The organism is Pseudomonas sp. LB3P25 (assembly GCF_054897985.1).
Genome location: NZ_CM142711.1, coordinates 4,684,954 through 4,707,817, shown reverse-complemented (window position 1 = coordinate 4,707,817; position 22,864 = coordinate 4,684,954). Strand labels below are relative to the sequence as shown.

General features: G+C 57.2%; 17 protein-coding genes and 5 pseudogenes. 14 read left to right on the top strand and 8 right to left on the bottom strand.

Annotated features, from left to right (window positions below):
- Positions 1–157 precede the first annotated feature (157 nt).
- The 5 genes and pseudogenes from ACYZTW_RS21490 to ACYZTW_RS21470 all read left to right on the top strand — a co-directional run.
- Positions 158–1,381, top strand: a pseudogene (locus tag ACYZTW_RS21490) (nitrate- and nitrite sensing domain-containing protein); the annotation flags it as partial.
- Complete coding sequence (locus ACYZTW_RS21485; protein ID WP_462005815.1) at positions 1,376–2,239, top strand: methyl-accepting chemotaxis protein; 864 nt, start codon at positions 1,376–1,378, stop codon at positions 2,237–2,239. The pseudogene ACYZTW_RS21490 and the gene ACYZTW_RS21485, both read left to right, overlap by 6 nt.
- Before the next feature lie 200 nt (positions 2,240–2,439).
- Complete coding sequence (locus ACYZTW_RS21480; protein WP_462001705.1) at positions 2,440–3,897, top strand: NAD-dependent succinate-semialdehyde dehydrogenase; 1,458 nt, start codon at positions 2,440–2,442, stop codon at positions 3,895–3,897.
- Positions 3,898–3,938: 41 nt separating this feature from the next.
- The gene (locus tag ACYZTW_RS21475; protein ID WP_462001704.1) at positions 3,939–5,018 is read left to right on the top strand and encodes a tartrate dehydrogenase; all 1,080 of its coding nucleotides are present in this window, start codon (positions 3,939–3,941) and stop codon (positions 5,016–5,018) included.
- A 229-nt stretch (positions 5,019–5,247) separates the two neighbouring features.
- A complete protein-coding gene (locus tag ACYZTW_RS21470) occupies positions 5,248–6,078 on the top strand; it encodes a substrate-binding periplasmic protein (RefSeq protein ID WP_462001703.1) in 831 nt (276 codons plus the stop codon).
- An 83-nt stretch (positions 6,079–6,161) separates the two neighbouring features.
- On the opposite strand, the gene ACYZTW_RS21465 is transcribed toward ACYZTW_RS21470, so the two are convergent.
- The 6 genes and pseudogenes from ACYZTW_RS21465 to ACYZTW_RS21440 form a co-directional block, all read right to left on the bottom strand.
- The gene (locus ACYZTW_RS21465) at positions 6,162–7,346 is read right to left on the bottom strand and encodes an aminotransferase class V-fold PLP-dependent enzyme (RefSeq protein ID WP_462001702.1); all 1,185 of its coding nucleotides are present in this window, start codon (positions 7,344–7,346) and stop codon (positions 6,162–6,164) included.
- A 136-nt stretch (positions 7,347–7,482) separates the two neighbouring features.
- Positions 7,483–7,713 carry a twin-arginine translocase TatA/TatE family subunit gene (tatA, locus tag ACYZTW_RS21460; RefSeq protein ID WP_462001701.1) on the bottom strand — a complete coding sequence of 77 codons (231 nt, stop codon included), beginning with the start codon at positions 7,711–7,713 and terminating at the stop codon, positions 7,483–7,485.
- An 84-nt stretch (positions 7,714–7,797) separates the two neighbouring features.
- Positions 7,798–8,505 (bottom strand): cupin domain-containing protein, encoded by a 708-nt coding sequence (locus ACYZTW_RS21455; RefSeq protein WP_462001699.1) that lies wholly within the window; start codon positions 8,503–8,505, stop codon positions 7,798–7,800.
- 46 nt (positions 8,506–8,551) lie between these two features.
- Entirely contained in the window at positions 8,552–9,409 is an 858-nt protein-coding gene (locus ACYZTW_RS21450; RefSeq protein ID WP_462001698.1) for a GNAT family N-acetyltransferase, read from the bottom strand.
- Positions 9,410–9,744: 335 nt separating this feature from the next.
- Positions 9,745–11,085 (bottom strand): annotated as a pseudogene (locus tag ACYZTW_RS21445) (OprD family porin).
- Between the two features lie 420 nt (positions 11,086–11,505).
- Positions 11,506–12,432 (bottom strand): 2-hydroxyacid dehydrogenase, encoded by a 927-nt coding sequence (locus tag ACYZTW_RS21440; protein WP_462001697.1) that lies wholly within the window; start codon positions 12,430–12,432, stop codon positions 11,506–11,508.
- A gap of 287 nt (positions 12,433–12,719) precedes the next feature.
- On the opposite strand from ACYZTW_RS21440, the gene gabT reads away from it, so the two are divergent.
- The 4 genes from gabT (at position 12,720) to acs (ending at position 17,459) form a co-directional block, all read left to right on the top strand.
- Positions 12,720–14,012, top strand: coding sequence for a 4-aminobutyrate--2-oxoglutarate transaminase (gabT, locus tag ACYZTW_RS21435; RefSeq protein WP_462001696.1), 1,293 nt, complete (start codon positions 12,720–12,722; stop codon positions 14,010–14,012).
- Positions 14,013–14,104: 92 nt separating this feature from the next.
- Positions 14,105–14,761, top strand: a complete 657-nt coding sequence (locus tag ACYZTW_RS21430; RefSeq protein ID WP_462001695.1) for an HAD family hydrolase — start codon at positions 14,105–14,107, stop codon at positions 14,759–14,761.
- A 41-nt stretch (positions 14,762–14,802) separates the two neighbouring features.
- Complete coding sequence (locus ACYZTW_RS21425; protein WP_008146530.1) at positions 14,803–15,291, top strand: Lrp/AsnC family transcriptional regulator; 489 nt, start codon at positions 14,803–14,805, stop codon at positions 15,289–15,291.
- 212 nt (positions 15,292–15,503) lie between these two features.
- Positions 15,504–17,459: an acetate--CoA ligase gene (gene acs / locus ACYZTW_RS21420; RefSeq protein WP_462001694.1), complete on the top strand. Its 1,956-nt coding sequence runs from the start codon at positions 15,504–15,506 to the stop codon at positions 17,457–17,459.
- 253 nt (positions 17,460–17,712) lie between these two features.
- Here the strand turns inward: acs and ACYZTW_RS21415 are convergent.
- Positions 17,713–18,333 (bottom strand): annotated as a pseudogene (locus tag ACYZTW_RS21415) (tyrosine-type recombinase/integrase).
- A 211-nt stretch (positions 18,334–18,544) separates the two neighbouring features.
- Positions 18,545–19,543: a zinc-dependent alcohol dehydrogenase family protein gene (locus ACYZTW_RS21410; protein ID WP_462001693.1), complete on the bottom strand. Its 999-nt coding sequence runs from the start codon at positions 19,541–19,543 to the stop codon at positions 18,545–18,547.
- A 105-nt stretch (positions 19,544–19,648) separates the two neighbouring features.
- Between ACYZTW_RS21410 and ACYZTW_RS21405 the strand changes: the two genes are divergently transcribed.
- The 5 genes and pseudogenes from ACYZTW_RS21405 (at position 19,649) to ACYZTW_RS21385 (ending at position 22,861) form a co-directional block, all read left to right on the top strand.
- Positions 19,649–20,032: a winged helix-turn-helix transcriptional regulator gene (locus ACYZTW_RS21405; protein WP_462001692.1), complete on the top strand. Its 384-nt coding sequence runs from the start codon at positions 19,649–19,651 to the stop codon at positions 20,030–20,032.
- 352 nt (positions 20,033–20,384) lie between these two features.
- Positions 20,385–20,531 (top strand): annotated as a pseudogene (locus tag ACYZTW_RS21400) (NmrA/HSCARG family protein); the annotation flags it as partial.
- 22 nt (positions 20,532–20,553) lie between these two features.
- A pseudogene (locus ACYZTW_RS21395) lies at positions 20,554–20,739 on the top strand (histone-like nucleoid-structuring protein, MvaT/MvaU family); the annotation flags it as partial.
- 354 nt (positions 20,740–21,093) lie between these two features.
- A complete protein-coding gene (locus ACYZTW_RS21390; protein ID WP_462001691.1) occupies positions 21,094–21,984 on the top strand; it encodes a transporter substrate-binding domain-containing protein in 891 nt (296 codons plus the stop codon).
- A gap of 55 nt (positions 21,985–22,039) precedes the next feature.
- Positions 22,040–22,861 (top strand): amino acid ABC transporter ATP-binding protein, encoded by an 822-nt coding sequence (locus tag ACYZTW_RS21385; RefSeq protein ID WP_462001690.1) that lies wholly within the window; start codon positions 22,040–22,042, stop codon positions 22,859–22,861.
- Positions 22,862–22,864: the final 3 nt, after the last annotated feature.

Sequence of the window (22,864 nt, the reverse complement as noted above, 5' to 3'; positions counted from 1 at the left end):
ATGGCATGGCGTCCAGGAACGCTTGACGTCCCGAGTTTGAGTTCACCCGCTCATCGTACTGACAGTGTGGGAAGTGCTGAGAAAGGCTTCCCAGGCTTGCTTGACTGTGCCTATTGAGAAAAACCGCCAGCCACTCGCAACCCTTCCGGAGTCCCCTATGAAAGTGCTTGAGAGCCTGACATTCGCGGGCAAGTTCGTCTTGCTCGGCTTGCTAGCCGTGACCCTGATTACCATTCCTACTAGCCTCTACGTACTGGGTGCGTACCAGAATAGCCACCAGACAAATCTGGAGCTGCAGGGCATACGACCGGTGCAGGCGTTGCTCCAGTTAATCCACTTGACGCAGCAGCATCGCGATTTGGCATCCGTTGTACTAACTGGCAATCGGGACTTCAACAAAGCCCGTCAGGACAAGCAGGCCGAAGTGGATCGCGCCGTCGAGGCAACCGAGCTCGTTTTACAGGAAGCCCAAGTCGCCCCCACCATTCTGGCTGCCTGGCGACAGGCGCAGCATCAATGGCAAGAACTGGCCGGCCAGGTTGGCCAGTCCACAGTCAAGGGCCCGCAGAGTCTGGCCCAGCACAGCCAGTTGATCGCAACCTATCTACTGATCGAGGACGCAATGCTCGATCACTTCAAACTGTCCTTGGATCCAGTTTTAGGGACTTACTCGCTGATGGCGGGTGCCTTGATCGAATTGCCGCAAGCCAGCGAGTTGTTAAGTCAGTTACGGGGCGCCGGCGGCCTGTATCTGGCGCAGGGCCGGATCCTGCCCGAGCAACAAGGTGCACTGCGTGGCTTGGCCACCCAGGCGCTGAGCAGCGTTGACAAGACGGCACGTGCCTTGACCAAGGCGAGTGCCGCCGAGCCCGAACTCAAGACTCTGCTGGACGCGCCGCTAACGGCACTAGGTCCGCAAATCCATCAGGCGCTTGAACTCAGCAATGCGCGATTGGTATCGGCCGTCGAAATGGACATGGATTTCGCTCCCAGTGCAAACACCGCCGGGAATAACGAGTCTACCGATGCCTTGTACGCGCTTAAGCTGAATTACCCGGTTGGCGAATATCTGACGGCTTACAACAAACCTGTTGACGCCTTGTATGCCGTTGGCCGTTCAGCGCTGACGGCACTCGATGAGGCGCTGGTGAAACGCCGCGACAGTGCCCGGCAGAGCTTCATCCTGATGTCCGCAGGTTTGCTGGCGCTGCTGTTAGCTGGCGGCACCTTGGCCACCTTGATCGTGTTGCGTCTGCTTAAACAATTGGCGATCGCCATGGCGGCAGCCGAACGTATCGCCGAGGGTGACCTGACCCGACCACTGGATATCGTTGGTAGGGATGAAGCGGCGCGCCTGTTGCAGGCGCTTGGGCGTATGCAAATGAACCTGCGCAGTACGGTCAGGCAGATTTTGAGTTCTTCCGAACGACTGGCCACGACGTCCGCTCAGTTAAATGCAGTGACCGATGACGCCACCCGTGGTGTGCAACGGCAGAGCGCTGAACTCGACCACGCGGCCACTGCGGTCACAGAAATGACGGGTGCAATCGAAGACGTGGCGCGGAATGCCGCCTGGGCCTCGGAGGTTTCCCAGGCAGCAGACCAGCGCTCGCGTCAGGGGCAGGAGAGCGTCAGCCGTACGGTCGGTGCCATCGAATCGTTGACCGAGGATATCGAGGACACCGCGGGCGCCCTGCAAACCCTGGCAGGCCAGATAGGTGACATCGGCTCGGTGTTGGACGTGATTCGCGGCATTGCCGAGCAAACGAATCTGCTCGCCTTGAATGCGGCGATCGAGGCGGCTCGCGCGGGCGAAAGCGGACGGGGTTTCGCCGTGGTGGCCGACGAGGTCCGGGCCTTGGCGCAACGAACCCAGGAGTCGACCAAACAGATTGAGACCATCATCGGCTCGGTGCAAAAAAGCAGTCACGGTACTCTGCGAGCCATGCACAGCAGCAATGGTAAAACGCGGGAAACCCTGGAGGTTGCCCGCGCGGCAGGTGCGGTACTGAATGCCATCGTAGCCGACATCGCCCAGATCAATGAACGCAATCTGTGTATTGCCAGTGCCACCGAAGAGCAATCCCAGGTTGCCCGTGAGGTGGATCGCAACCTGCTCAATATTCGTGACGTTTCGCAACAAGCCTCGGCCGGGGCCCATCAGAGCCAGGCCTCTAGCCGGGAACTCGCGGGCTTGGCCAGCGAGTTGAATAGCATGGTCAAGCACTTCATCGTCTGACCGAGCTCGTTGCGCCTCATTCATGCCCGATGACCGGCTGCGTCTCGGCACAGGGGACCGTGACGATAGCCAGCACAAACCAGTAGAGCCTGCTGTCGAATGCTGATTTTCAGCATTCGAGGCTGCAGGGGCGACGCTTTCAGCATCCTCGCCTGTGGCGACACAATAGACTGAAGGCTGTCTCGGAACAGGACTCGACCATGCTCAAGAATCGCCTGAAAGACCCCAGCCTGCTGGTAGAACTCGCTTACATCGACGGTCAGTGGATCAGCGCCGACAACGCCGCCACCCTCGACGTTATCGACCCGGCCAGCGGCCAGTTGCTCGCCCGCGTACCCGCGATGCAAGGCAGCGAAACCCGATGCGCCATCGAAGCTGCCGAACGCGCCTGGCCGGCCTGGCGCGCACGCCCGGCGGCGGAACGTGCGGCGCTGCTCGAGCGCTGGTATCAGGCGATGATCGACAACCTCGACGACCTGGCGCTGATCATGACCAGCGAACAGGGCAAGCCGCTGAATGAAGCCAAGGGCGAGATTCGCTATGGTGCCAGTTTCGTCAAATGGTTCGCCGAAGAAGCCCGCCGGATTTACGGCGAGACCATACAGGCACCCAGCGGCGACCGCCGCTTGCTCACGCTTAAGCAGCCGGTCGGGGTTTGCGCCGCGATCACCCCGTGGAACTTTCCTAACGCAATGATCACCCGCAAATGCGCACCAGCCCTGGCGGCCGGCTGCCCGATCATTGTCAAACCTTCGGACCTGACACCGTTGTCGGCCTTGGCGCTGGCGGTACTGGCCGAGCGCGTCGGTATTCCGGCGGGAGTTTTCAACGTAGTGACCGGCATGCCCGCCGGCATCGGAGAAGAACTGACCGGCAACCCGACGGTGCGCAAAATCTCGTTCACTGGTTCCACCGCTGTCGGTCGGCTGCTGATGCGTCAGAGCGCCGAACACATCAAACGCTTGAGCCTGGAACTGGGCGGTAACGCTCCGTTCATTGTGTTCGACGACGCTGATCTGGAACAGGCGGTGGCCGGCATTATGCTCAGCAAGTTCCGCAACGCCGGACAAACATGCGTCTGCGCCAACCGGATTCTGGTACAGGATGGAATCTATGAGCGCTTCGCCCAGCGTCTGGTGGAGGAGGTGGGCAAGCTCAAGGTTGGCAATGGCCTGGACGCCGACGTGACCATCGGCCCACTGATCAATGCGGCGGCGGTGAGCAAGGTCGCTCGACATATCGACGATGCTTTGAGTCAGGGAGCCCGTCTGCTCTGTGGCGGCATCCCCGAGGGCGACAGCCAGTTCGTCCAGCCAACGGTGCTGGGTGAGGCCCATGCCGGGATGTTGCTGGCCAGCGAAGAAACCTTCGGCCCAGTTGCACCGTTGATGCGCTTTACCAGTGAAGAAGAGGCGTTGGCTCTGGCCAATGCCACGCCTTATGGTTTGGGCGCCTATTTCTTCACCCAGGACTTGCGCCGTTCATGGCGGTTCGGCGAGGCGCTGGAGTTCGGCATGATCGGCCTCAACACCGGGCTCATTTCCATGGAAGTCGCCCCATTCGGCGGTATCAAACAATCGGGTCTGGGGCGTGAAGGCAGCAAGTACGGTCTGGATGAATACCTGGAAGTCAAAGCCTTCCACATCGGTGGGCTGTGATCCGGTCACCGTTTGAACAGGACATTGAGGAGCCACGATTGATGAGCAAACCATTCAGAATCGCCGCGATTGCCGGCGATGGTATCGGCAAGGAAGTCTTGCCTGAAGGGCTGCGGGTACTGGAGCAGGCAGCGAAGATATGGCAACTGGATTTGAGCATCGAAGTGCTCGACTGGGCTCACTGCGACTATTACCTGGAACACGGGCAGATGATGCCCGCCGACTGGTTCGAACAACTCAAGGGCTTCGACGCGATTTACTTTGGCGCCGTGGGCTGGCCGGACAAAGTGCCGGATCACATTTCCCTGTGGGGTTCGCTGCTGAAGTTTCGCCGTGACTTTGACCAATACGTGAACATCCGTCCGGTGCGGCTGTTTCCCGGTGTGCCATGTCCGCTGGCCGGACGCGAAGCGGGGGACATCGATTTCGTGGTGATCCGCGAAAACACCGAGGGCGAGTATTCCTCGGTCGGCGGCAAGATGTTCGAGGGCACCGAGCATGAGTTCGTGCTGCAGGAGTCGGTATTTACCCGGCGTGGCGTGGACCGGATTCTCAAGTTCGCCTTCGACCTGGCCCAGACTCGGCCGCGTAAACGCCTGACGGCGGCGACCAAGTCCAACGGCATTTCCATCAGCATGCCGTACTGGGATGAACGCACGGCGTTAATGGCCGCGAAGTACCCGGACGTTAACTGGGACAAGCAACACATTGACATCCTGTGCGCGCGGTTTGTGCTGCAGCCGGATCGTTTCGATGTGGTGGTGGCGTCGAATTTGTTCGGCGACATTTTGTCCGACCTGGGACCTGCCTGCGCCGGTACCATCGGCATCGCTCCTTCGGCCAACCTCGATCCAGAGCGACGCTTCCCCTCGCTGTTCGAACCGGTCCATGGCTCAGCGCCGGATATCTATGGGCAGAACATCGCCAACCCGATTGCGATGATCTGGTCCGGTGCCTTGATGCTGGACTTCCTGGGCAATGGCGATGAGCGCTACCGGGCGGCCCATGACGGTATTCTCAAGGCCATCGAGCAGGTTATCTCCGAGGGACCGATTACCCCTGATCTGGGTGGACAGGGCTCAACCCAGGATGTCGGCATGGCAATCGCCGCGGCGCTGTGAGCTGAGGAAACACCAGGTCGGCTTGACCGCTCTATTCATTCTTGTGTGTCACCCTTTTAGCCCGTCTCACTGCGGGCTTTTTTTATCGTGCGCAAATACCCCTCTGACAGTCTTTTCTCAAGGTGGCCTGCTGAGCGCCTGCGCAGTGGAACCGCTTCTAACGGCTCTTTCCTTCAGTGTTGCGAAGGGCCAGCGAAGAGGGGTCAAAGGAATGTGAAGGAAGTCGAGTATGCGGTTGTTATTGATGGTTTTGGTGGGCTGCGCCATGCACGCCAAGAGTTGGGCGAGCTCTCCCATCGACGTGGTCATTCTATGTGACGCCGGCTACCCGCCATACAGCTACGCCGAGGGGGATGAGGTCAAAGGGCTTTACACCGATATTCTGCGAAAGGCTTTTAGCCGCATACCGGAATACAACGTGCACATTCGTCCCGTGCCCTGGGCGCGCGGTCTGGCGGAAGTGGCCAGCGGCCGTGCCTTTGCTCTCTATCCGCCCTACCATCGCCCCAGCGCACGGCCCTGGATGGACTACTCGCGGCCTATATTGAAGGAGAAGGTAGTCGTCTTTGTGCGCGCAGAGTTGGCGCGAAAACGGCCGGTCGAACGTTTCCCGTTCGCCTATAGCAGTCTACGTATTGGCGTGAATAGAGGGTTCATGAGCATTGACGACCAGGATTACCAAAGCATGCTCGCTACAGGTGCCTTGAAGCAGAGTTATGCCAACGACAATCGTACCAACCTGGCCAGGCTCTACCATGGGCGAATAGATGTCTATATCAATGACCGCCTTTCGGTCCTGTGGGAACTTGACCAGATGCAGCGCGAGGGCGTCTTTGCCCAGAGTGATCTCAACTGGCTAGTCGAAGGACCTTGGCTCTCCGGAGAGGCGGGGTACCTTGGTTATACCCGGCTCAATGCTACGGCTTACCCTTACAAGCCCAAATTCATGCAGCGTCTCGATAAGATCCTGGCGGAGTTGGAACGTGATGGCAGCATCGAACGCCTGGCAAAAAGTTACGATTTGGTTAGTCCCTTGTACTCCCCGGGTGATGGCATCTAGCTGCGGTGGGGGGAACACACTCAAGCCTCCTTCAGAGGGCCACCGCTTCCGCGGGTCTCAAGTGTATCCCCTGACCAGCCGGGCTATCTGCTTGCAACCACCTGCTTTAGCGCCTCGACAAAGCGGCACAGATCGCTCTTCTGCGTGTAGATGCTCGGCGATACCCGAAGTCCGCTGATGTGTCTGATCTGGCGGAACTTGACATGCACTCCGTGGGTGTTTCGAAGCTCCTGCTCAACCCATCGAGCATCGCATTGATCGATAGAGAACAGGCTTACTGCGCCCAGCTCGACGGTATCAAGTGGCGTGTGAAGCCTGAAACCGGGAATGTCTTTGGCGAGGTCAACCCAGTAGCGGGTCAGCTCCTGTAGACGCGCGTGAATGGCTTGCGTGCCGATTTCCGTATGGAAACGGATAGCCGGGGCAATGCCCGCCTGTATCGCCGAGTTATAGGTGCCGAGATTCCAGTGGTCGAACTTGTCGATCTGCAGCGGCGGAGGATCGAAAGGTCCCAGCAACGGCCAGGTGCTGTCGATTCGGTCGCGCCTGACAATGAGCATGCCATTGCCGACCGGCGCGCCCAGCCATTTGTGGAGGCTGGTGACGAAGTAGTCGCAATCCAGTTCGCGGAAGCTGAGCGGCATCTGCGCGAACGTCTGGGCACCGTCCACCACCGTGATAATCGCCTGCGCCCGGGCCAGCGCACAGATGCGCTTGACCGGCAGGACCCGCCCGGTCCAGTGCAGCATGTGGGTCAACTGGATCACCCGGGTGCGCGGGGTAATTGCCTGCGCATACGCTTGCACGATGACATTTTCGTCGTCCATCAGGTCGAAGTCGACGGTCACTACTTCGATGCCTTCGCGCTGCTGACGCTGCAGCCATCCGGCTATTACGCTCGGATAGTCCCACAGTGAGACCAGCACCTGGTCGCCGGCCTTCAATGGAATGCCGAAGATGGCTGTCGACAAGCCTTCGGATGAGTTGCGGTTCAGGGCGATCTCATCGGGATCGCAATCGGCCATGTCAGCCAGCTGTTGCTTGATCGTAGGGAGCTCGGCGTCGAGCTTGTTCCACATATTGACGTCCGGGTTTTGGCTGATCAGCCGATAGGCATCGATCATAGCCTTCTCTACCACCAGCGGCGGCGGGCTCACGGCCGCGTTGTTCAGGTTCAATAGGGGTCGCTGCTCCGGATAGGCTGCGCGCACGCGCTCCCAGAATGCTTCCCCAGCGACCGACTTGTCTGACATCGACTGCACTTCCATTTCCGCTTCTCACCTCTATTTGAATGGTTGACTGAGGCTTGGACATTCGCCACGCCCATGAGCTTCAACGCCACGGTTGGTGATCTATTCAGAGCTGTCTGGACCATCAATAGCCGTTCGCTAAAGCCGATATAGATTAGGGTTCAGTATTTTTTACCGAGTCTTCGAGCGTGCGCGCCTGAGCGTCAATGGGTGGGTCCCTGGGTTCCTCAGTGACTGGCTTATCGTCGCCCATGGATTTGCGGAACCCCCTGATCGTGTCGCCGAGGTCCGACCCCAAACCTTTCAGGCGTCTGGTTCCGAACAGCATGACCACGATCAACAGGATGATCAGGAGTTTTCCGGTACTGAAGCCACCTAATCCCATTGTCTAAGCTCCGCAAGTGATTGATCGGTTTTATGGTGGGGCCGGCGGAGGAAAATCCGTCTGCCGGCGCTAACGTGGTTCGAATTATTTGACGACGTAGAACTTGCGTACATATGCGCTGCTATTCCAGGCGCATGGGGCACCTCGGGGCACGAATACCGTATCGCCAGTGTTGACTGTCAGATCGATCCCGTCCGCCAGCTGGAGGGTGACGCTGCCTTCGATCAGGTGCATCAGTTCATGCAGCAGGTGCGGCCTCGCCCCGCGGGTATAGGGTGTCGAATCCCAGACGCCGATGCGCAGGTTGGTCGGTTCTTCGACAAACAAATTGTGTGAGCGACATTGCGGTGCCGGGCTTTGCAGAATTTCTGGCCCCGGTGCCGCCGAGGGAGAGAGCAGGGTTAGCGCGGGGAGCGCGGTGAGCCCGGGATGGCGCTCTTCGACGAGCTGGGTATCCGCGCAGAATGCCCAGAGAGAGTCGGGTTGCGCCTCGATCTGGAGCGACGTACCGCGGGCGATCACGGCGCTGTCGCCGGGATTTAGTTGGAGCCTGTGATCCTGGCTATGCAGGGTGACGCGTCCCGCGTGAACCACGATCGTTTCGCTGTAGGGATAGTCATCGACATTGAACTGCCCGCTCGCCTGGACCACGCCGGCAGCGATGTCATCCGGCCCGAGATAAGCAATGTGCCGGTCGAAAGGATCGGTGGCCCCCAACGAACCGGGGGTGAATTTTGTTGAAGCGGGACTGCCGTCGGCGTGTGCCAACAGCACTGCAGTGGGTCCGAGCATGAAGGTGTTTCTCCAGGAAATTGCATTGGGTGTAACGCTGGGTTTGTCAGCCGATGGCCTGAGTCACCAGAGCAAACTGGCGCACTGTGCCGATAGCCTGCGGTGGGGTGCCACGAGCCATTTGCGCAACGGTGTCGACGTGCTTCAGCCCGGCTTCTTCGAGCCAAGAGGCCAGTCCGCTATCGGACGGTATATCCATGCGCACGAATGCGTCCGGCACTTGGGCCAACAACCCCGCGATCAAGTGCTTGGCCTGCTCTGGACTTTCCGCGATGACCGGGCCGATGCAGCGACCACGGCCGAATGGGCGCAGCATGGCGAAGGCGCGGAGCTGACCCTCGCGCTCGATACCGACCGAGTGTTCGACAACATCGAACAGATCATTGAGCACGGCGTGTCTGTCCAGGCCGCTGCCGGCGTTGGCCAGTTCAATCTGGACGCTCCGATCGGCTTTGGTCAGCGGGCGGCAGCGTTCACCGGGTGCCAGGTCATTCGGTGCAGGAACCTGCGCGTGCCCCTGATGTTGTTGAATATGTCCAAAGTCAATGAACCCCTGGCTGGCATAAAGCGGGGCACCGGCCAGCGTCGCATTGAGTATGGCGGTACGTGATCCGCATGCCTCAAGTGCCAGTTCCATCAGCTTGCGACCTATACCCTGGCCCTGGTACTCATCACTGACGATCACCAGGCCGATGGTGGCGTAATGTCCCTGCGGACAGGTAAACGCGGTACCGATCAAGCGGCCTGCGTCTTCTGCGACAAAACCCTTCGCGATGCGCTGCAACATGGCCCATTCCTCCAGGCGGTGGGGCCATTTCAACTGTACGGACAAGGCGTGGGCCAACGGCACATCGGCCGGAGTCATGGGGCGATAGCTATACGCAGGGCGTGGCGAGACGGACATGTCAGGTCTCCATTGGAAGGGAGCGTAATCGGTCGGATTTCTCCGCTGAAAGTGTTGGTATCTCACCTGCGGCGAAGCCTGACAAGAGGCTCCAATTGATTCGGCAGATTCCGTCATCGATGGATCTGCAGGCCACAGTTACTGCTCAAATGAGAAGCAGTATCGGCAGCAAATACCGGGTCGGTTTTCAGGATGCAGGCCAACGCAAAAGGCGCTTCTGATGGGTGCATCGCTTAAAAAAAGGCGCCCGGATGGGCGCCTCAAGGCTAAGGGAGCGGGAGCAGACCTTCAAGAAAGTCGGCCGGTCCACGAGCAAAACCGGCCAGGATCAACCGTTACAGAATGCTCAGCGGGTACTCGATGATCAGGCGGACCTCGTCGATATCGCTCTCGAACGAGGTCGCGCGATGCGTAGCCTGGCGCAGGCGGAAGGACAGGTCCTTGGCGGTCCCTTCCTGGACCACGTATTTTGCTTCCAGGTCACGTTCCCACTCCTTCTGGTCGTTACCCACCTTGTTGGCATAGGCACCCTTCGGATCGGCCTTGGTGCCATCGATTTGATCACCTTTGACATAGCGGGCCATAAAGCTCAGCCCTGGTATGCCGAATGGAGCCATGTTCAGGTCATAACGAGCCTGGATGGAACGCTCGTTGGGGGCGTTGAAGTCGGAGTACTGAATCGAGTTGGCCAGCCAGATCGAGTCCACGCCTATGTAGTCGAAATACTCGTCACCATCGATCTTCTGATAAGCCAGGGTGACCTTGTGGGCAACGAAGGAATAGGCCGCCTTCGCCGACCAGCTTGTGGTGTCCAGCTTACCGGCACGGGCATCGCCTTGGTCCTCGGTCTTATAGGCCGTCAAACCAAAATTCAGTGATTGCTGGTCAGCCAGCGGAATCGTATAAGAGGCACTGCCGAAGTGCTGACGCCAGACATTGACGGCCTCACTGGTGTACGCCATCAGGCTAAGGTTGTTGTTGACTTTATAGGTACCGCCAATGAAGTCGACACTATCAGCTTCGGTCCCCCCGTATGTGGTGAACAACCCGTCATCGGAGTTGGTCGAGGCTCGATTGTTGAACGCTGTGAAGTGGCCAGCCTCAAAGGAAAAGGCGTCGAACTCTTTGCTCGACAGTTGGAAGCCGGTAGCTGTTTCCGGCAGCAAGCGGTTGTCGCCGGTGGCGAATACCGGAGCGGTGGGGCGTTGTTCGCCGTACTTCAGCACTGTAGAGGAAATGCGCATCTTCACTGCGCCGCCGATCTCGCCGTAGCTATCCGGCACTTCAGCTTCGGCGGTGCGGTTGTTGCTGATTGGCAGCAGGCCGTTACCGGCCCGGCCGCGGCCGGTGTCCAGCTTGACCCCACCGTAGGCGAAGGCATCGGTGCCGAAACCGATGGTGCCCTGGGTGAAACCGGAGGCGAAGTTGAGCATGGCCCCTTGTGCCCACTCCTCCCGATAACCATTGCGCTCGCTGGCCGGTTTGGAGCCATTGGTGCCCTGGCTGTTGCTGCCGCCATCGCGAAAGTCGCGGTTCATATAGAAGTTACGGTTGAGCAGTCCAAGGCTGCTGTCTTCAATGAAGCCGTTGGATGCTTGTTACTGTCCAGCTATTGCCAGTTGCGCGGTGGCGGCAATGACAGCTAAGGAGAGAGAGCTTTGTTTTGCGATGTTCATCGCTTACCCCATTTGATTTTATTAGTGTTGGTAATCTGCTCGGCAGGCGATGCCCTTGCGGCAGCTCAGGTAAACCACTGCAAAGTAACCCGAGAGAGTCCTGTCGATCAGCGCCTTGCAGTGGACTTGACCTGCCGCCGGGCTCCGCACAGCGGTGGCTGTATCGCAGTTACGGCGAGACCTGACAATGGGGTGCAATCAATTCGGTAGATTGCATGAGTTGCGGCTTCACGGGCCGCAATTACTGCTCAATTGGGGGGAGAGGTCAGCAGTAAATATCGGCTGATTCTTGGAAGGAGGTATGCGCAGAACTGCAAAATTGGATGAACATCAGGTCTGCTTGTATAAGCCAGATTTGCCTCTGCGAAGTAAAAAAATCTGGCGTCGGTTGGTCGTTACTGGTGAGTTGACAACCAGTGGTTAATAACTTCGCTTGCGGTCAACCTGGCCAAGCATTGACTCACCGCGTTGATGCCGGCGGATATTCTCCAGCAACACGCTAAACGCACTTTCCGGTTGGGTCATCGCAGCGATATGCGGTGTCAGCAATATCTGGGGATGGTGCCAGAAGGGATGGTCCGGCGCCGCTGGCTCCTGTTCCAGTACGTCGAGCACCGCCGCGCTGAGCTGGCCGCTGGCCAAAGCCTCAAGCAGATCCTCTTCTATCAGGTGCCCACCGCGGCCCATGTTGACCAAGGCAGCGCCTTTGGGCAGGTGCTGAAACAACTGACGGTTGAGAATCCCTTTAGTCTGTTCGGTCAATGGCAGGACACAAAGCACGATGTCGCACTGGCCGAGGAAGGCCGGAAGTTGCTCGGCACCCGCAAAGCAGTCCACTCCGGCAATGTGATGTTCGCTGCGCGCCCAGCCCGACAAGGCAAAGCCAAAAGGCTGCAACGTGGCCAGAATCTGTTGAGCCTGCGTGCCGAGCCCCATCACGCCCACCCGACGTTTGGCTGCCGGTTGCAGCAGGTGAGCCTGCCAGCACCGGGCCATTTGTTGCTGGCGATAACGAAGCATATCCCGGTGCAGGCTCAGCACCGCAAAAGTGGCGTATTCGCACATGCCTCGGGTGATGCTCGGGTCGAGTAAACGGACCACCGGCAGGGTCGTGGGCAAGCGGTCAAGGTCAAGCTGATCGACCCCGGCCGACAAGGCGAATAATACCTGCAGGTTTGGCAACAAGGTGTCCAGATCGTCCGGTGCCTGCCAAGCCGCCAGGTAGCGAATATCCTGCGGATCGCCGATGTCCGGCCAGGCACGCCATTCGATATCCGGAGCGTGCTCGGCGAATAGACGCTTCCATTGTTCGCCGCGCACCGGGTCAGCTTTATAGAGCAGGGCCATGGGTAACTTCTCGCATTAAATAGGGAGTATCCAGCATGCCCGACTGGCAGAGCAGGATATGTCGAAAGAATCTGCGTAAACGCAAAACGTTGCGTTGTATGGGGCGCATGTCGGCAGATTCCATGGGGGACAGCAACAGCTGAAGGATTCTGCTGTTTACCGGGGTGAAAACAGTCGATCCGAATTTCTCAAAGGCCAAGTTCGGCTTAGACAATTGCGTCGAAAGCTTAACCTGTGAAGCACATCGCAGCCGTTTCCCGGTTGCCAGGCTCAGTATGGGAGATGCCATGAACAGTAAAGTCGAAGAAACCCCGAGTTTGCTCCGTCAGCGCGATCAATTCGTGCCACGGGGTTTGGTCACGGCACACCCGCTGGTCATCGACCGGGCCCAAGGTTCCGAGGTGTGGGACGTGGATGGGACGCGCTACCTGGACTTCGTCGGCGGCATCGGCGTCTTGAACATTGGCCACAATCACCCGAAGGTGGTCGCGGCGGTGCAAGCCCAATTGCAAAAGGTCAGCCATGCTTGCTTCCAGGTCGTGGCCTACAAACCCTACATCGACCTGGTACAGCGTTTGTGCGAGTTGGTGGGTGGTCAAGAAGCCTACAAGGCGGCGCTGTTTACGTCCGGTGCGGAGGCTGTTGAGAACGCGGTGAAGATCGCTCGCGCACATACCAATCGTCCAGCCGTTATCTCCTTTCGTGGCGGTTTCCATGGTCGTACTTTACTGGGTACGACCCTGACTGGCATGAGCCAACCCTACAAGCAGAACTTCGGGCCCTTCGCTCCCGAAGTCTTCCATACCCCATACCCTAACGCCTATCGTGGTTTCAGCAGCGAGATGGCGCTGCAAGCCCTGAACGAATTGCTGGCGACTCAAGTCACTCCGGATCGAGTAGCAGCGATCATCATCGAGCCGGTGCAGGGCGACGGAGGCTTCCTTTCCGCACCGCCGGAATTTCTCCAGGCGCTGCGGGCTCTGACCGAACAACATGGCATCGTGCTCATTCTCGATGAAATTCAGACCGGCTTCGGCCGCACCGGCAAATGGTTCGGTTTCCAGCACGCAGGCATTCAGCCGGATCTGGTTACCGTCGCCAAGAGCCTGGCCGGTGGTTTGCCGATATCGGGCGTGGTGGGTCGTGCGCACATCATGGACGCGCCATTACCCGGTGGTCTCGGCGGTACCTACGGCGGTAACGCCCTGGCTTGTGCGGCCGCGTTGGCAGTGATCGAAACTTACGAACAGGATCAGTTGCTCGAGCGTAGTAAGGTCTTGGGCGAGCGGCTGCGTCAGGGCCTGCTGCGCTTGCAGGCATCTCACCCTCGTATTGGTGACGTGCGCGGCACCGGCTTCATGCTGGCAATCGAATTGATCAAAGACGATGAGGCCCGCAGCCCCGATGCAGAACTCACCCAACAACTGATCGATCAGGCCAGGGTTGGCGGGCTGTTGGTGATTAAATGTGGGGTGTACCGAAATGTGCTGCGCTTCCTTGCTCCTTTGGTAACCGAAGAGGATCAGATCGACGAAGCGCTGACAATTCTTGAAGCGGCATTGTTACGAGTGTTGGATTAATCTCAGGTCTCGGTTGGCGCAATGTAGCATGCGCCGACCGAGGCCATTTAGAGCACATGGATTGATGAATGCATCATGGGAGGCTACACACCATGCACCTGACTGATTATCGTGCACTGCTGATCGATTGCGATGAAGTTCTGGTCGATCGGGATTCCGGTATCTGGACGGCCCTGCAACCTTTGCTTGAAAACCATCCGGGTATGCTGGGCAGGGAAGAGGTATTGGCTGAGTTTGACGAGGCGGTGCGCACGCTCTATCCACGTTTTTCCGAGCTGGGTTTCAGTGGCCTATTGTGCTTTGCCCATCGCCAGTTGGCAGAGCGTTTTGGGCTCAAGGCCAGTTGGGAAGAGGGCATGAGTTTCGCCCGTTCGGCGTGCAACTGGTCGCTGTTCGAGGACGCGCCCGGTGCCATGTTGTATCTGCGCAAATTCTATCGGTTGCTGGTGTACTGCGATCGTGATGCTGAAGATCGCGAGCAGCTCTGTGAGCGTTTGGGGATTTTGCCCGAAGACCTGCATTCCCGAGCCAGTAATCCATTGGCGGACGGCGAATGGTTGCTGGCCAACAACCTGGAGCCCAAAAATATTCTGCAGGTTTCCAGACCTCCTGCGCAGCCGCCAAAAGCGGCTGGTTTGTGCCTGATCTGTCGTGATCATGGGAATGATACCCAGCAATATCCTGCGGATTATTACATCAACAGCATGGCCGATCTGGTCGCTCAGCATCAGCAATCTTTGCGCCGCTGATTTTGCTCTAACCTCTGTCTACGGCAATCAAGAGGTACGCGATGGAAGGTTTAATCAAACTAGACCGAATTGATATCAGTATCCTGGTTGAACTGCAAAAAGACGGTCGAATGACCAACGTCAGTCTCGCCGATGCGGTGGGTCTGTCATCCAGCCCATGCTTGCAGCGGGTCAAGCGGCTTGAATCGGCTGGCTATATTTCCGGGTATAGAGCTCATCTCAATCTTGCCAAGATCACCGACTCGGTCACGGTATTCACTGAGATCACGCTCAGCGACCATAAAAGGGAGGACTTCGCCAAGTTCGAGTCCAATATCCGCTTGGTCGATGAGGTGCTCGAGTGCCACTTGATCAGCGGTGGTTACGATTACTTGGTGCGCTTCATGACCTGCAGCATCCAGCATTATCAGGAAGTGATTGAAGGGCTGCTGGACAAGAACATCGGTATATCCAAGTACTTCAGTTACATCGTCATCAAATCGCCGGTACTGAAAGATGGGGTCCCGCTGCGTAGGCTGTTGCGTCACTGATTCCACCCAGGTCAATTGGATCAGATGAAGTAATAAGCGGTTCAGAGTCCAAATCCATATTGATCAGCCGCTTCCGGATATGACTTGTCGTTAAAAGAGCACAACACCATCACGGTCGGGCTTGAGACCTCGGCAATTGCGCTTGTGAGCCGAGCACGTTTAATCAGTACAAAACATTTAACAAAAACAACTATTCCACCGAGGTAACAAAGATGAGTGCGGCTTCTCTGTATCCCGTTCGCCCCGAGGTAGCGGCCAGCACGCTGACCGACGAGGCAACCTACAAAGCCATGTACCAGCAGTCCGTCGTTAACCCGGATGGCTTCTGGCGCGAGCAAGCCAAGCGCCTCGACTGGATCAAGCCTTTCACCACGGTGAAACAGACTTCCTTCGACGATCACCATGTCGACATCAAATGGTTCGCCGACGGCACCCTGAACGTTTCCTACAACTGCCTCGACCGACATCTGGCCGAGCGCGGTGATCAAATCGCGATTATTTGGGAAGGGGATGACCCTGCCGAAAGCCGCAACATCACCTACCGCGAACTGCACGAACAAGTCTGCAAGTTCGCCAACGCCCTGCGCGGCCAGGATGTGCACCGCGGCGACGTGGTGACTATCTATATGCCGATGATCCCCGAAGCCGTGGTCGCCATGCTGGCGTGCACCAGGATCGGCGCGATTCACTCGGTGGTGTTCGGTGGTTTCTCGCCGGAAGCCCTGGCGGGTCGGATCATCGACTGCAAATCCAAAGTGGTGATCACGGCCGACGAAGGTATTCGTGCCGGCAAGAAGATCCCGCTCAAGACCAACGTCGACGACGCGCTGACCAACCCGGAAACCAGCAGCATTCAGAAAGTCATCGTGTGCAAGCGCACCGGTGGCGACATCAAGTGGAACCAGCATCGCGACATCTGGTACGAAGACCTGATGAAGGTGGCGGGCACCGTGTGCGCGCCGAAAGAAATGGGTGCTGAAGAAGCGCTGTTCATCCTTTATACCTCCGGTTCGACCGGTAAGCCGAAGGGCGTGCAGCACACCACCGGCGGTTATCTGCTTTATGCCGCCATGACCCACGAGCGCGTGTTCGACTACCGCCCGGGCGAAGTCTACTGGTGCACCGCCGACGTCGGCTGGGTCACCGGCCACACGTATATCGTCTACGGCCCGCTGGCCAACGGCGCGACCACCTTGCTGTTCGAAGGCGTGCCGAACTACCCGGACATCACCCGGGTGGCGAAGATCGTCGACAAGCACAAGGTCAACATTCTCTACACCGCACCAACGGCGATCCGCGCGATGATGGCATCGGGCAAAGCCGCTGTTGAAGGCGCTGATGGCAGCAGCCTGCGACTGTTGGGTTCGGTCGGTGAGCCGATCAACCCGGAAGCGTGGGATTGGTACTACAAGAACGTCGGACAGTCCCGTTGCCCGATCGTCGACACCTGGTGGCAGACCGAAACCGGCGGCAACATGATGAGCCCGCTGCCGGGCGCTCATGGCCTCAAGCCGGGTTCGGCGGCACGTCCGTTCTTCGGTGTGGTGCCGGCACTGGTGGACAATCTGGGCAACATCCTCGAAGGCGTTGCCGAGGGCAACCTGGTGATTCTCGATTCGTGGCCAGGCCAGGCGCGCACGCTGTATGGCGACCATGACCGCTTCGTTGATACCTACTTCAAGACGTTCCGCGGCATGTACTTCACCGGTGACGGTGCGCGTCGTGACGAAGACGGTTACTACTGGATTACCGGTCGCGTGGATGACGTGCTCAACGTGTCCGGCCACCGCATGGGGACCGCCGAGATTGAAAGCGCGATGGTCGCTCACCCGAAAGTCGCCGAGGCTGCCGTCGTCGGCGTGCCGCATGACATCAAGGGGCAGGGCATCTATGTCTACGTCACTATCAATAGCGGCGAAGAGGCGGACGAAAAACTGCGTACCGAACTCAAGAACTGGGTGCGCAAGGAGATCGGCCCGATTGCTTCTCCGGATGTCATCCAGTGGGCGCCGGGCCTGCCGAAAACCCGTTCGGGCAAGATCATGCGGCGGATTCTGCGCAAGATTGCGGCTGCCGAATACGATGGGTTAGGTGATATCTCCACCCTGGCCGATCCGAGTGTGGTGCAGCATCTGATCGACACCCACAAAACCATGAACGCTTCATAAGCCATGTCGAAGATGAAGCTTCGCCCGGTCATTTATCGGGAGGAGCTTCTTTGTCCGTTGAGCTGTTGGACATGGAAACGCTGGACACTAATGCTCAAGCCATCACAGATTCCATTTTGAGGATACGGCAGTCATAAATTACTCAGCGCAAGACTGCCCTCTGATTTGAATGACCCCTGATTTTGTAGACACAATTGACTGACAGCTATGGGACGGATAGCGACGGTCTAGCATCGACCGTCGCAGTGAATGGTCAGACTTCCGTCTGCTCCGCCATTTCAAAGGCATCATCGACCTCGATTCCCAGGTATCTAACAGTGCTTTCAAGCTTCGTATGACCAAGCAGGAGTTGTACGGCTCTCAGGTTCTTCGTCCTGCGATAGATCAACGAGGCCTTAGTTCTCCGTAGCGTGTGGGTACCGTACATGGTTGGGTCAAGGCCAATGGCTGTCACCCACGCTTTGACTATTCGAGCGTATTGCCTGGTGGAAAGATGGTCTGAGGCGTGCAACCGACTCGGGAACAAGAAGTCCTCGCTGCGAAGACGCGCCTGATGCATCCAAGCTTCCAGAACCGTTCGGGTTTACTCGGTGATTTCAAATTGCACTCGATGCTGAGTTTTCTGCTGCATCACGATGGCCCGTGACGACACATGCTCCCCATGGGCGATGTCTCGGACTCGCAACTTGGTTAAGTCACAGGCACGCAGCTTGCTATCGATGGCCAAGTTGAAGAGCACCAAATCACGCGTCTTCTCAGCAAGCTGAAGTCTTACGCGGATAGCCCAGATATCTCTGACTCGAAGCGGAGCTTTCTGCCCGACAAGCTTTCCCTTATTCCAAGGCTGATGTCGGTATCTAGCAATAGTGTTCATGGCTCGTCCTCCACGTTGAGGGGAGGACAAGGGTGGATCAGTCACAATGGCTGGTGGTCGCTATCCGACCCGAAGCAGCCGGTCGGCGCTGGGGGTAAACGGCTAGAAGCCGTCATGCTGTTGTATTTGTCTGACGAAGAGCTTCGGTTACTTCACTGCATTGGTATGCGACGCCTTACTGAGGCGTCGGCAATCCAGGAGTGATGGCTGATCAGGCAACGTCGATCACTACCTTGCCGGTGGCGGTGCCCTGCTCAACGGCATCGTGGGCCTGTTGGGCCTCATTCAGCGTGTAGCGCTGAGGATCCAGTAGTGGTTTCACTTTGCCTTGTTCGACCAGCCGGGTTGCCTCTGCGAGGATGTTACGGTGATGCACACGGCCGTTGCCGGTTAGCATTGGCAGCAGAACAAAAATGCCAGATAGAGTTGAGCCGCGGAGCGAGCCAGTAGCGAGGTTGTGTGTTTTGAAGGCTGCACAACTTGCGATGTGGCCGTAGTGGCGAATGGCAGCAAATGAATCATCCAGACTTTTGCCACCAACCGTGTCGTAGATAACGTCGAAACCTTCATCGCTTGTGTGTTGTTTCACGTACTGCTCGACTGATACGTTTTGGTAATCGATAGCCGTGGCACCGTAGCCCTCCACGATAGAGCTCTTTTCCTGTGAAACGGTTGCGAAAACATCGGCACCGAATGCCCGCGCGATCTGCACGGCCATATGGCCGACACCTCCAGCGCCCCCATGAACCAAAACTTTCTGACCGGCCTTGATCTTCGCGCGATCCACCAGACCTTCCCAAGCGGTGAGAAAGACAAGGGGCATAGCCCCTGCTTCGCGGAAGCTCAGATTTTTCGGTTTGACAGCAACCAGATCTGAGTCGACCGCAACGTACTCGGCCAGAGAGCCCTGCAAGCCACGTACGCCGCCTACCAAGCCATAGACTTCGTCGCCGACGGACAGGCGCTTGACGTTTGTACCAACTGCTTCGATCACACCAGCCATGTCGGTGCCGAGGATTGCCGGTAGTTCCGGCATCGCATAAAGCGCGTTGCCGGTACGGATTTTGTGGTCGATAGGATTCACGCCACTGGCGACGATACGAACCAGCACCTGATTCACGCCCGGCTCAGGACGTTCGATTTGTGCTTCACGAAAATAGTTGTCGGCGTAGTCGTCGAGGATCAATGCACGGATAGTTGGCTGACTCATCAGAGGGGCTCGCTGCTTTTTGATTGAAGAAGGCGCAATATTGGAATCTAGTATTTGATTTGTCGATTAGGCACTTTTTTGTCACCTAGATACTTTGGAGTAACCATGAACCCGCTGATCGTCGATGAATGCTGTCCAACCAGACGCATTCACAAATTGCTGACACCTAAGTGGACTTCCATGGTGCTCTACATCTTGCACCATGGCCCGCTTCGCACAGGGCAATTGCAGCGCAGCATGCCTGGTGTATCGAAGAAGATGCTCACGCAAACACTGCGAGAGCTGGAGGGCGATGGATTGATCCATCGCAAGGTATTTCAGATCGTACCGCCCATGGTTGAATATTCGCTTACGGAACTAGGCAAGCGCTTTGTAGAACCATTACTTGCGTTGTACGACTGGGCGAAAGATAACTCTGGCTTACTGGATGAGCTGGAACTCAACAGAGAGCGGGCGAATAATCAAAATGCCCTGACGGATGATGCCTGATTTGAAACTATTTCAGCGTGGCCACGCGAGCACCGCCAGCGTTTTCAGAGCAGAACATACGCGGCCAAAGAGCTGCTAAGACTCAACGGAGCAATACGTCTTGATGTGTACCAAGGTTGTTTATGAGAAAAAACGCAGGTCCCGACCGCTAATGGCACGGTGGTAAATAGCCGTTCCTTTTCGCATACCCGGAGCGAACCTTTGGTTAATGGAAGTTCTGCATCCCGCGAGGGGAATATTACTGTCCGCTTCTGGCCGATTTCAGTCGGTCGTGACAGATAACAATCGGCCAAATGCAGCCGCTCACAATCGTTATCGGATCGATGCAGGCGGGCGCCGTCTATCCTCTAATGCTTATGACATGCGCCTGATGATGGCGGGTATCCAGAAGTTCGGCATGCAAGCAACTGAAGGAACAGTGGACCGGCTACAGGCCATCATCGGGCACCCGCTGCGCACCTATGAAGACTTCGTCCGCGAGGCCATTGCTGAGGTTTAAACAGCTAGGGCAAGGGGACGGACAGGCGGGCCGTCGCGCTCCAGCCGTTGAGTCCAAAGCCAGCAGCCGCAAGCCGCGCCAGGTAAAGGTTTATAAAAACCCACACACCGGCGAAGTAGTCGAAACCAAAGGCGGTAATCATAAGACGCTGAAGGAATGGAAAGCAGAACATGGCTCTGCGACTGTTGAGTCCTGGCTAACCAAGTGATTTGGTTTGAGTACAAACAAAGGCCCGAGAGGGCCCTTTTTTGTGGGCGCCTAAATTTCACACCCTGCATCCACCTCCATGACCAAGAGAGTGCATGACATGCATCTAGAGCGCAGGTCTCGGAAATCCTAACGCTTTCACGTACCCATTGATCAATTTCTAGAACTTCGGCCTCCAGCATTGGCTGAAGTACAGCTTCATTCCCTCGCGACACGTGGTGCGATTCAGCGTCAGGCATCTGACCGTCAATCGCCCCCGCAGCAAAAAAATCCTGAACGCTGTTGACACATCAATTCGTTCAAAACTATTCTGCATACAGCGCTGCATACATGACGGCGCGCACAGCTTGAACGCTTGTACCTTTCTGCCCAAGAAAAATTAAATATCGGTGAGGTCAACATGACACGGCTCCTTTCTTCCCCCCTCCGCAAACTGCTCGTAGGCGTCTCATTTCTCGGCGCGTTGTTAGCCCAGGCACCCGCGAACGCAGCAGATTCAACACTTTGGCAAGGCATTCAGAAGGCAGGTGTGCTGCGTTGCGGGGCGGCAGTGGCTGCACCGTATGTCATGCGCGATGCCCGCTCCGGGCAATACAGTGGATACTTTGTGGATCTGTGCCGTGACTTCGGCGAGAAGGTTCTCAAGGTCAAGGTTGAGTTCGTGGACACGAACTGGGACAACCTGGTGGCGGGGCTTCAAGGCGGCAAATGGGATTTGGCTATGGCGCTGAATCAGACACCTGAACGCGCGATGGCAGTGACCTTCTCGGTGCCTGCAACCGACTATCAGATATCGCTTTTAACCAACAAAGATAATCCCAAGTTTGCGAGCGCGGGCAATGCTGTAGCCGATTATGACAAGCCAGGCGTTTCGATTGCCGTGATGTCCGGCACTGCGGCGGACAAAGCCATCACCGCTGTGGTGAAAAACGCCACGATCATGCGCCTGCCAGGCATGGACGAAACACGTTTGGCCGTGATGTCTAAGCGCGCTGATGTGCTGGTCGATGCCAGCGATACGAATCATCTATTCGCCATTGCCAATCCTGATTGGACGAAGGAAATATTGCCCGTGCCCGCACTGGCAAAGCAGGGGGTTGCGTTTGGCCTGTCACGCAATGCCACTCCGTCTGACCTGCAAGTATTGAATATCTATCTCACGCAACGTCGAGAAACAGGGGAGATATCCGCTCTTGTTGATAAGGCTTCTGCGCTCGCCAACGCTGGCGATAAAACCCCTCAGTAATTTTCCGACGATCCCGAGAACGGCTTTGAATTAGCGTTCTCCTGGAGAAAGTTCTATGACCGCTCCTTATCTGGTGGCTGCTCAGCCGCAGGATTCGCTCACCCTTAATTCGGCTAAGGGCGACTTTATCCAGTTGCGTGATGTGTACAAATCGTATGGCGAAGGCTTGGTGGTGATGGATCACCTGGATCTCGACATGCGCTCAGATGATCGTCTGGTAATCATTGGCCCGAGCGGGAGCGGCAAGAGCTCGCTGCTGCGGGTCATGATGGGACTTGAGAGCATTCAGGGGGGCAAGATCGCCTTTCAGGGCAAGCCTTACATTGATGGTTCAACTCGTGGGGCCGGTAAGCCGTTGGACGCAAAGTTGCAGGCTCAGATCGGTATGGTTTTCCAACACTACACACTGTTCCCGCACCTCTCTGTACTGGGCAATCTGATTCTCGCGCCAATGAAGGTACATGGTCTTTCGAAGTCTCAAGCAACGGAAAAAGCGCGTGTATTCCTTGCTCGACTTGGCCTCGAAAGCAAACTTAATGTTTATCCGAGTCAGCTTTCAGGCGGGCAAAAACAGCGCGTAGCCATCGCCCGCGCCTTGATGCTGGAGCCCAAGCTGATGCTTTTCGATGAGGTCACCTCGGCGCTCGATCCGGAAATGGTTACCGAAGTGCAGAGCGTGATGATGCAATTGGCTGAAGAAAAAATGGCCATGATCATTGTCACGCACGACATGCACTTTGCCCGGAGTATCGCCTCACGTGTCGTGTTCTGTGCCAACGGAAAAGTAGTCGAGCAAGGGCCGCCAGAGCAGATTTTCACTAAGCCCAAGGAGCCGCGTACCCGCGAGTTCCTGGAAAAAGTCCTGCATCTGGATTGAGGC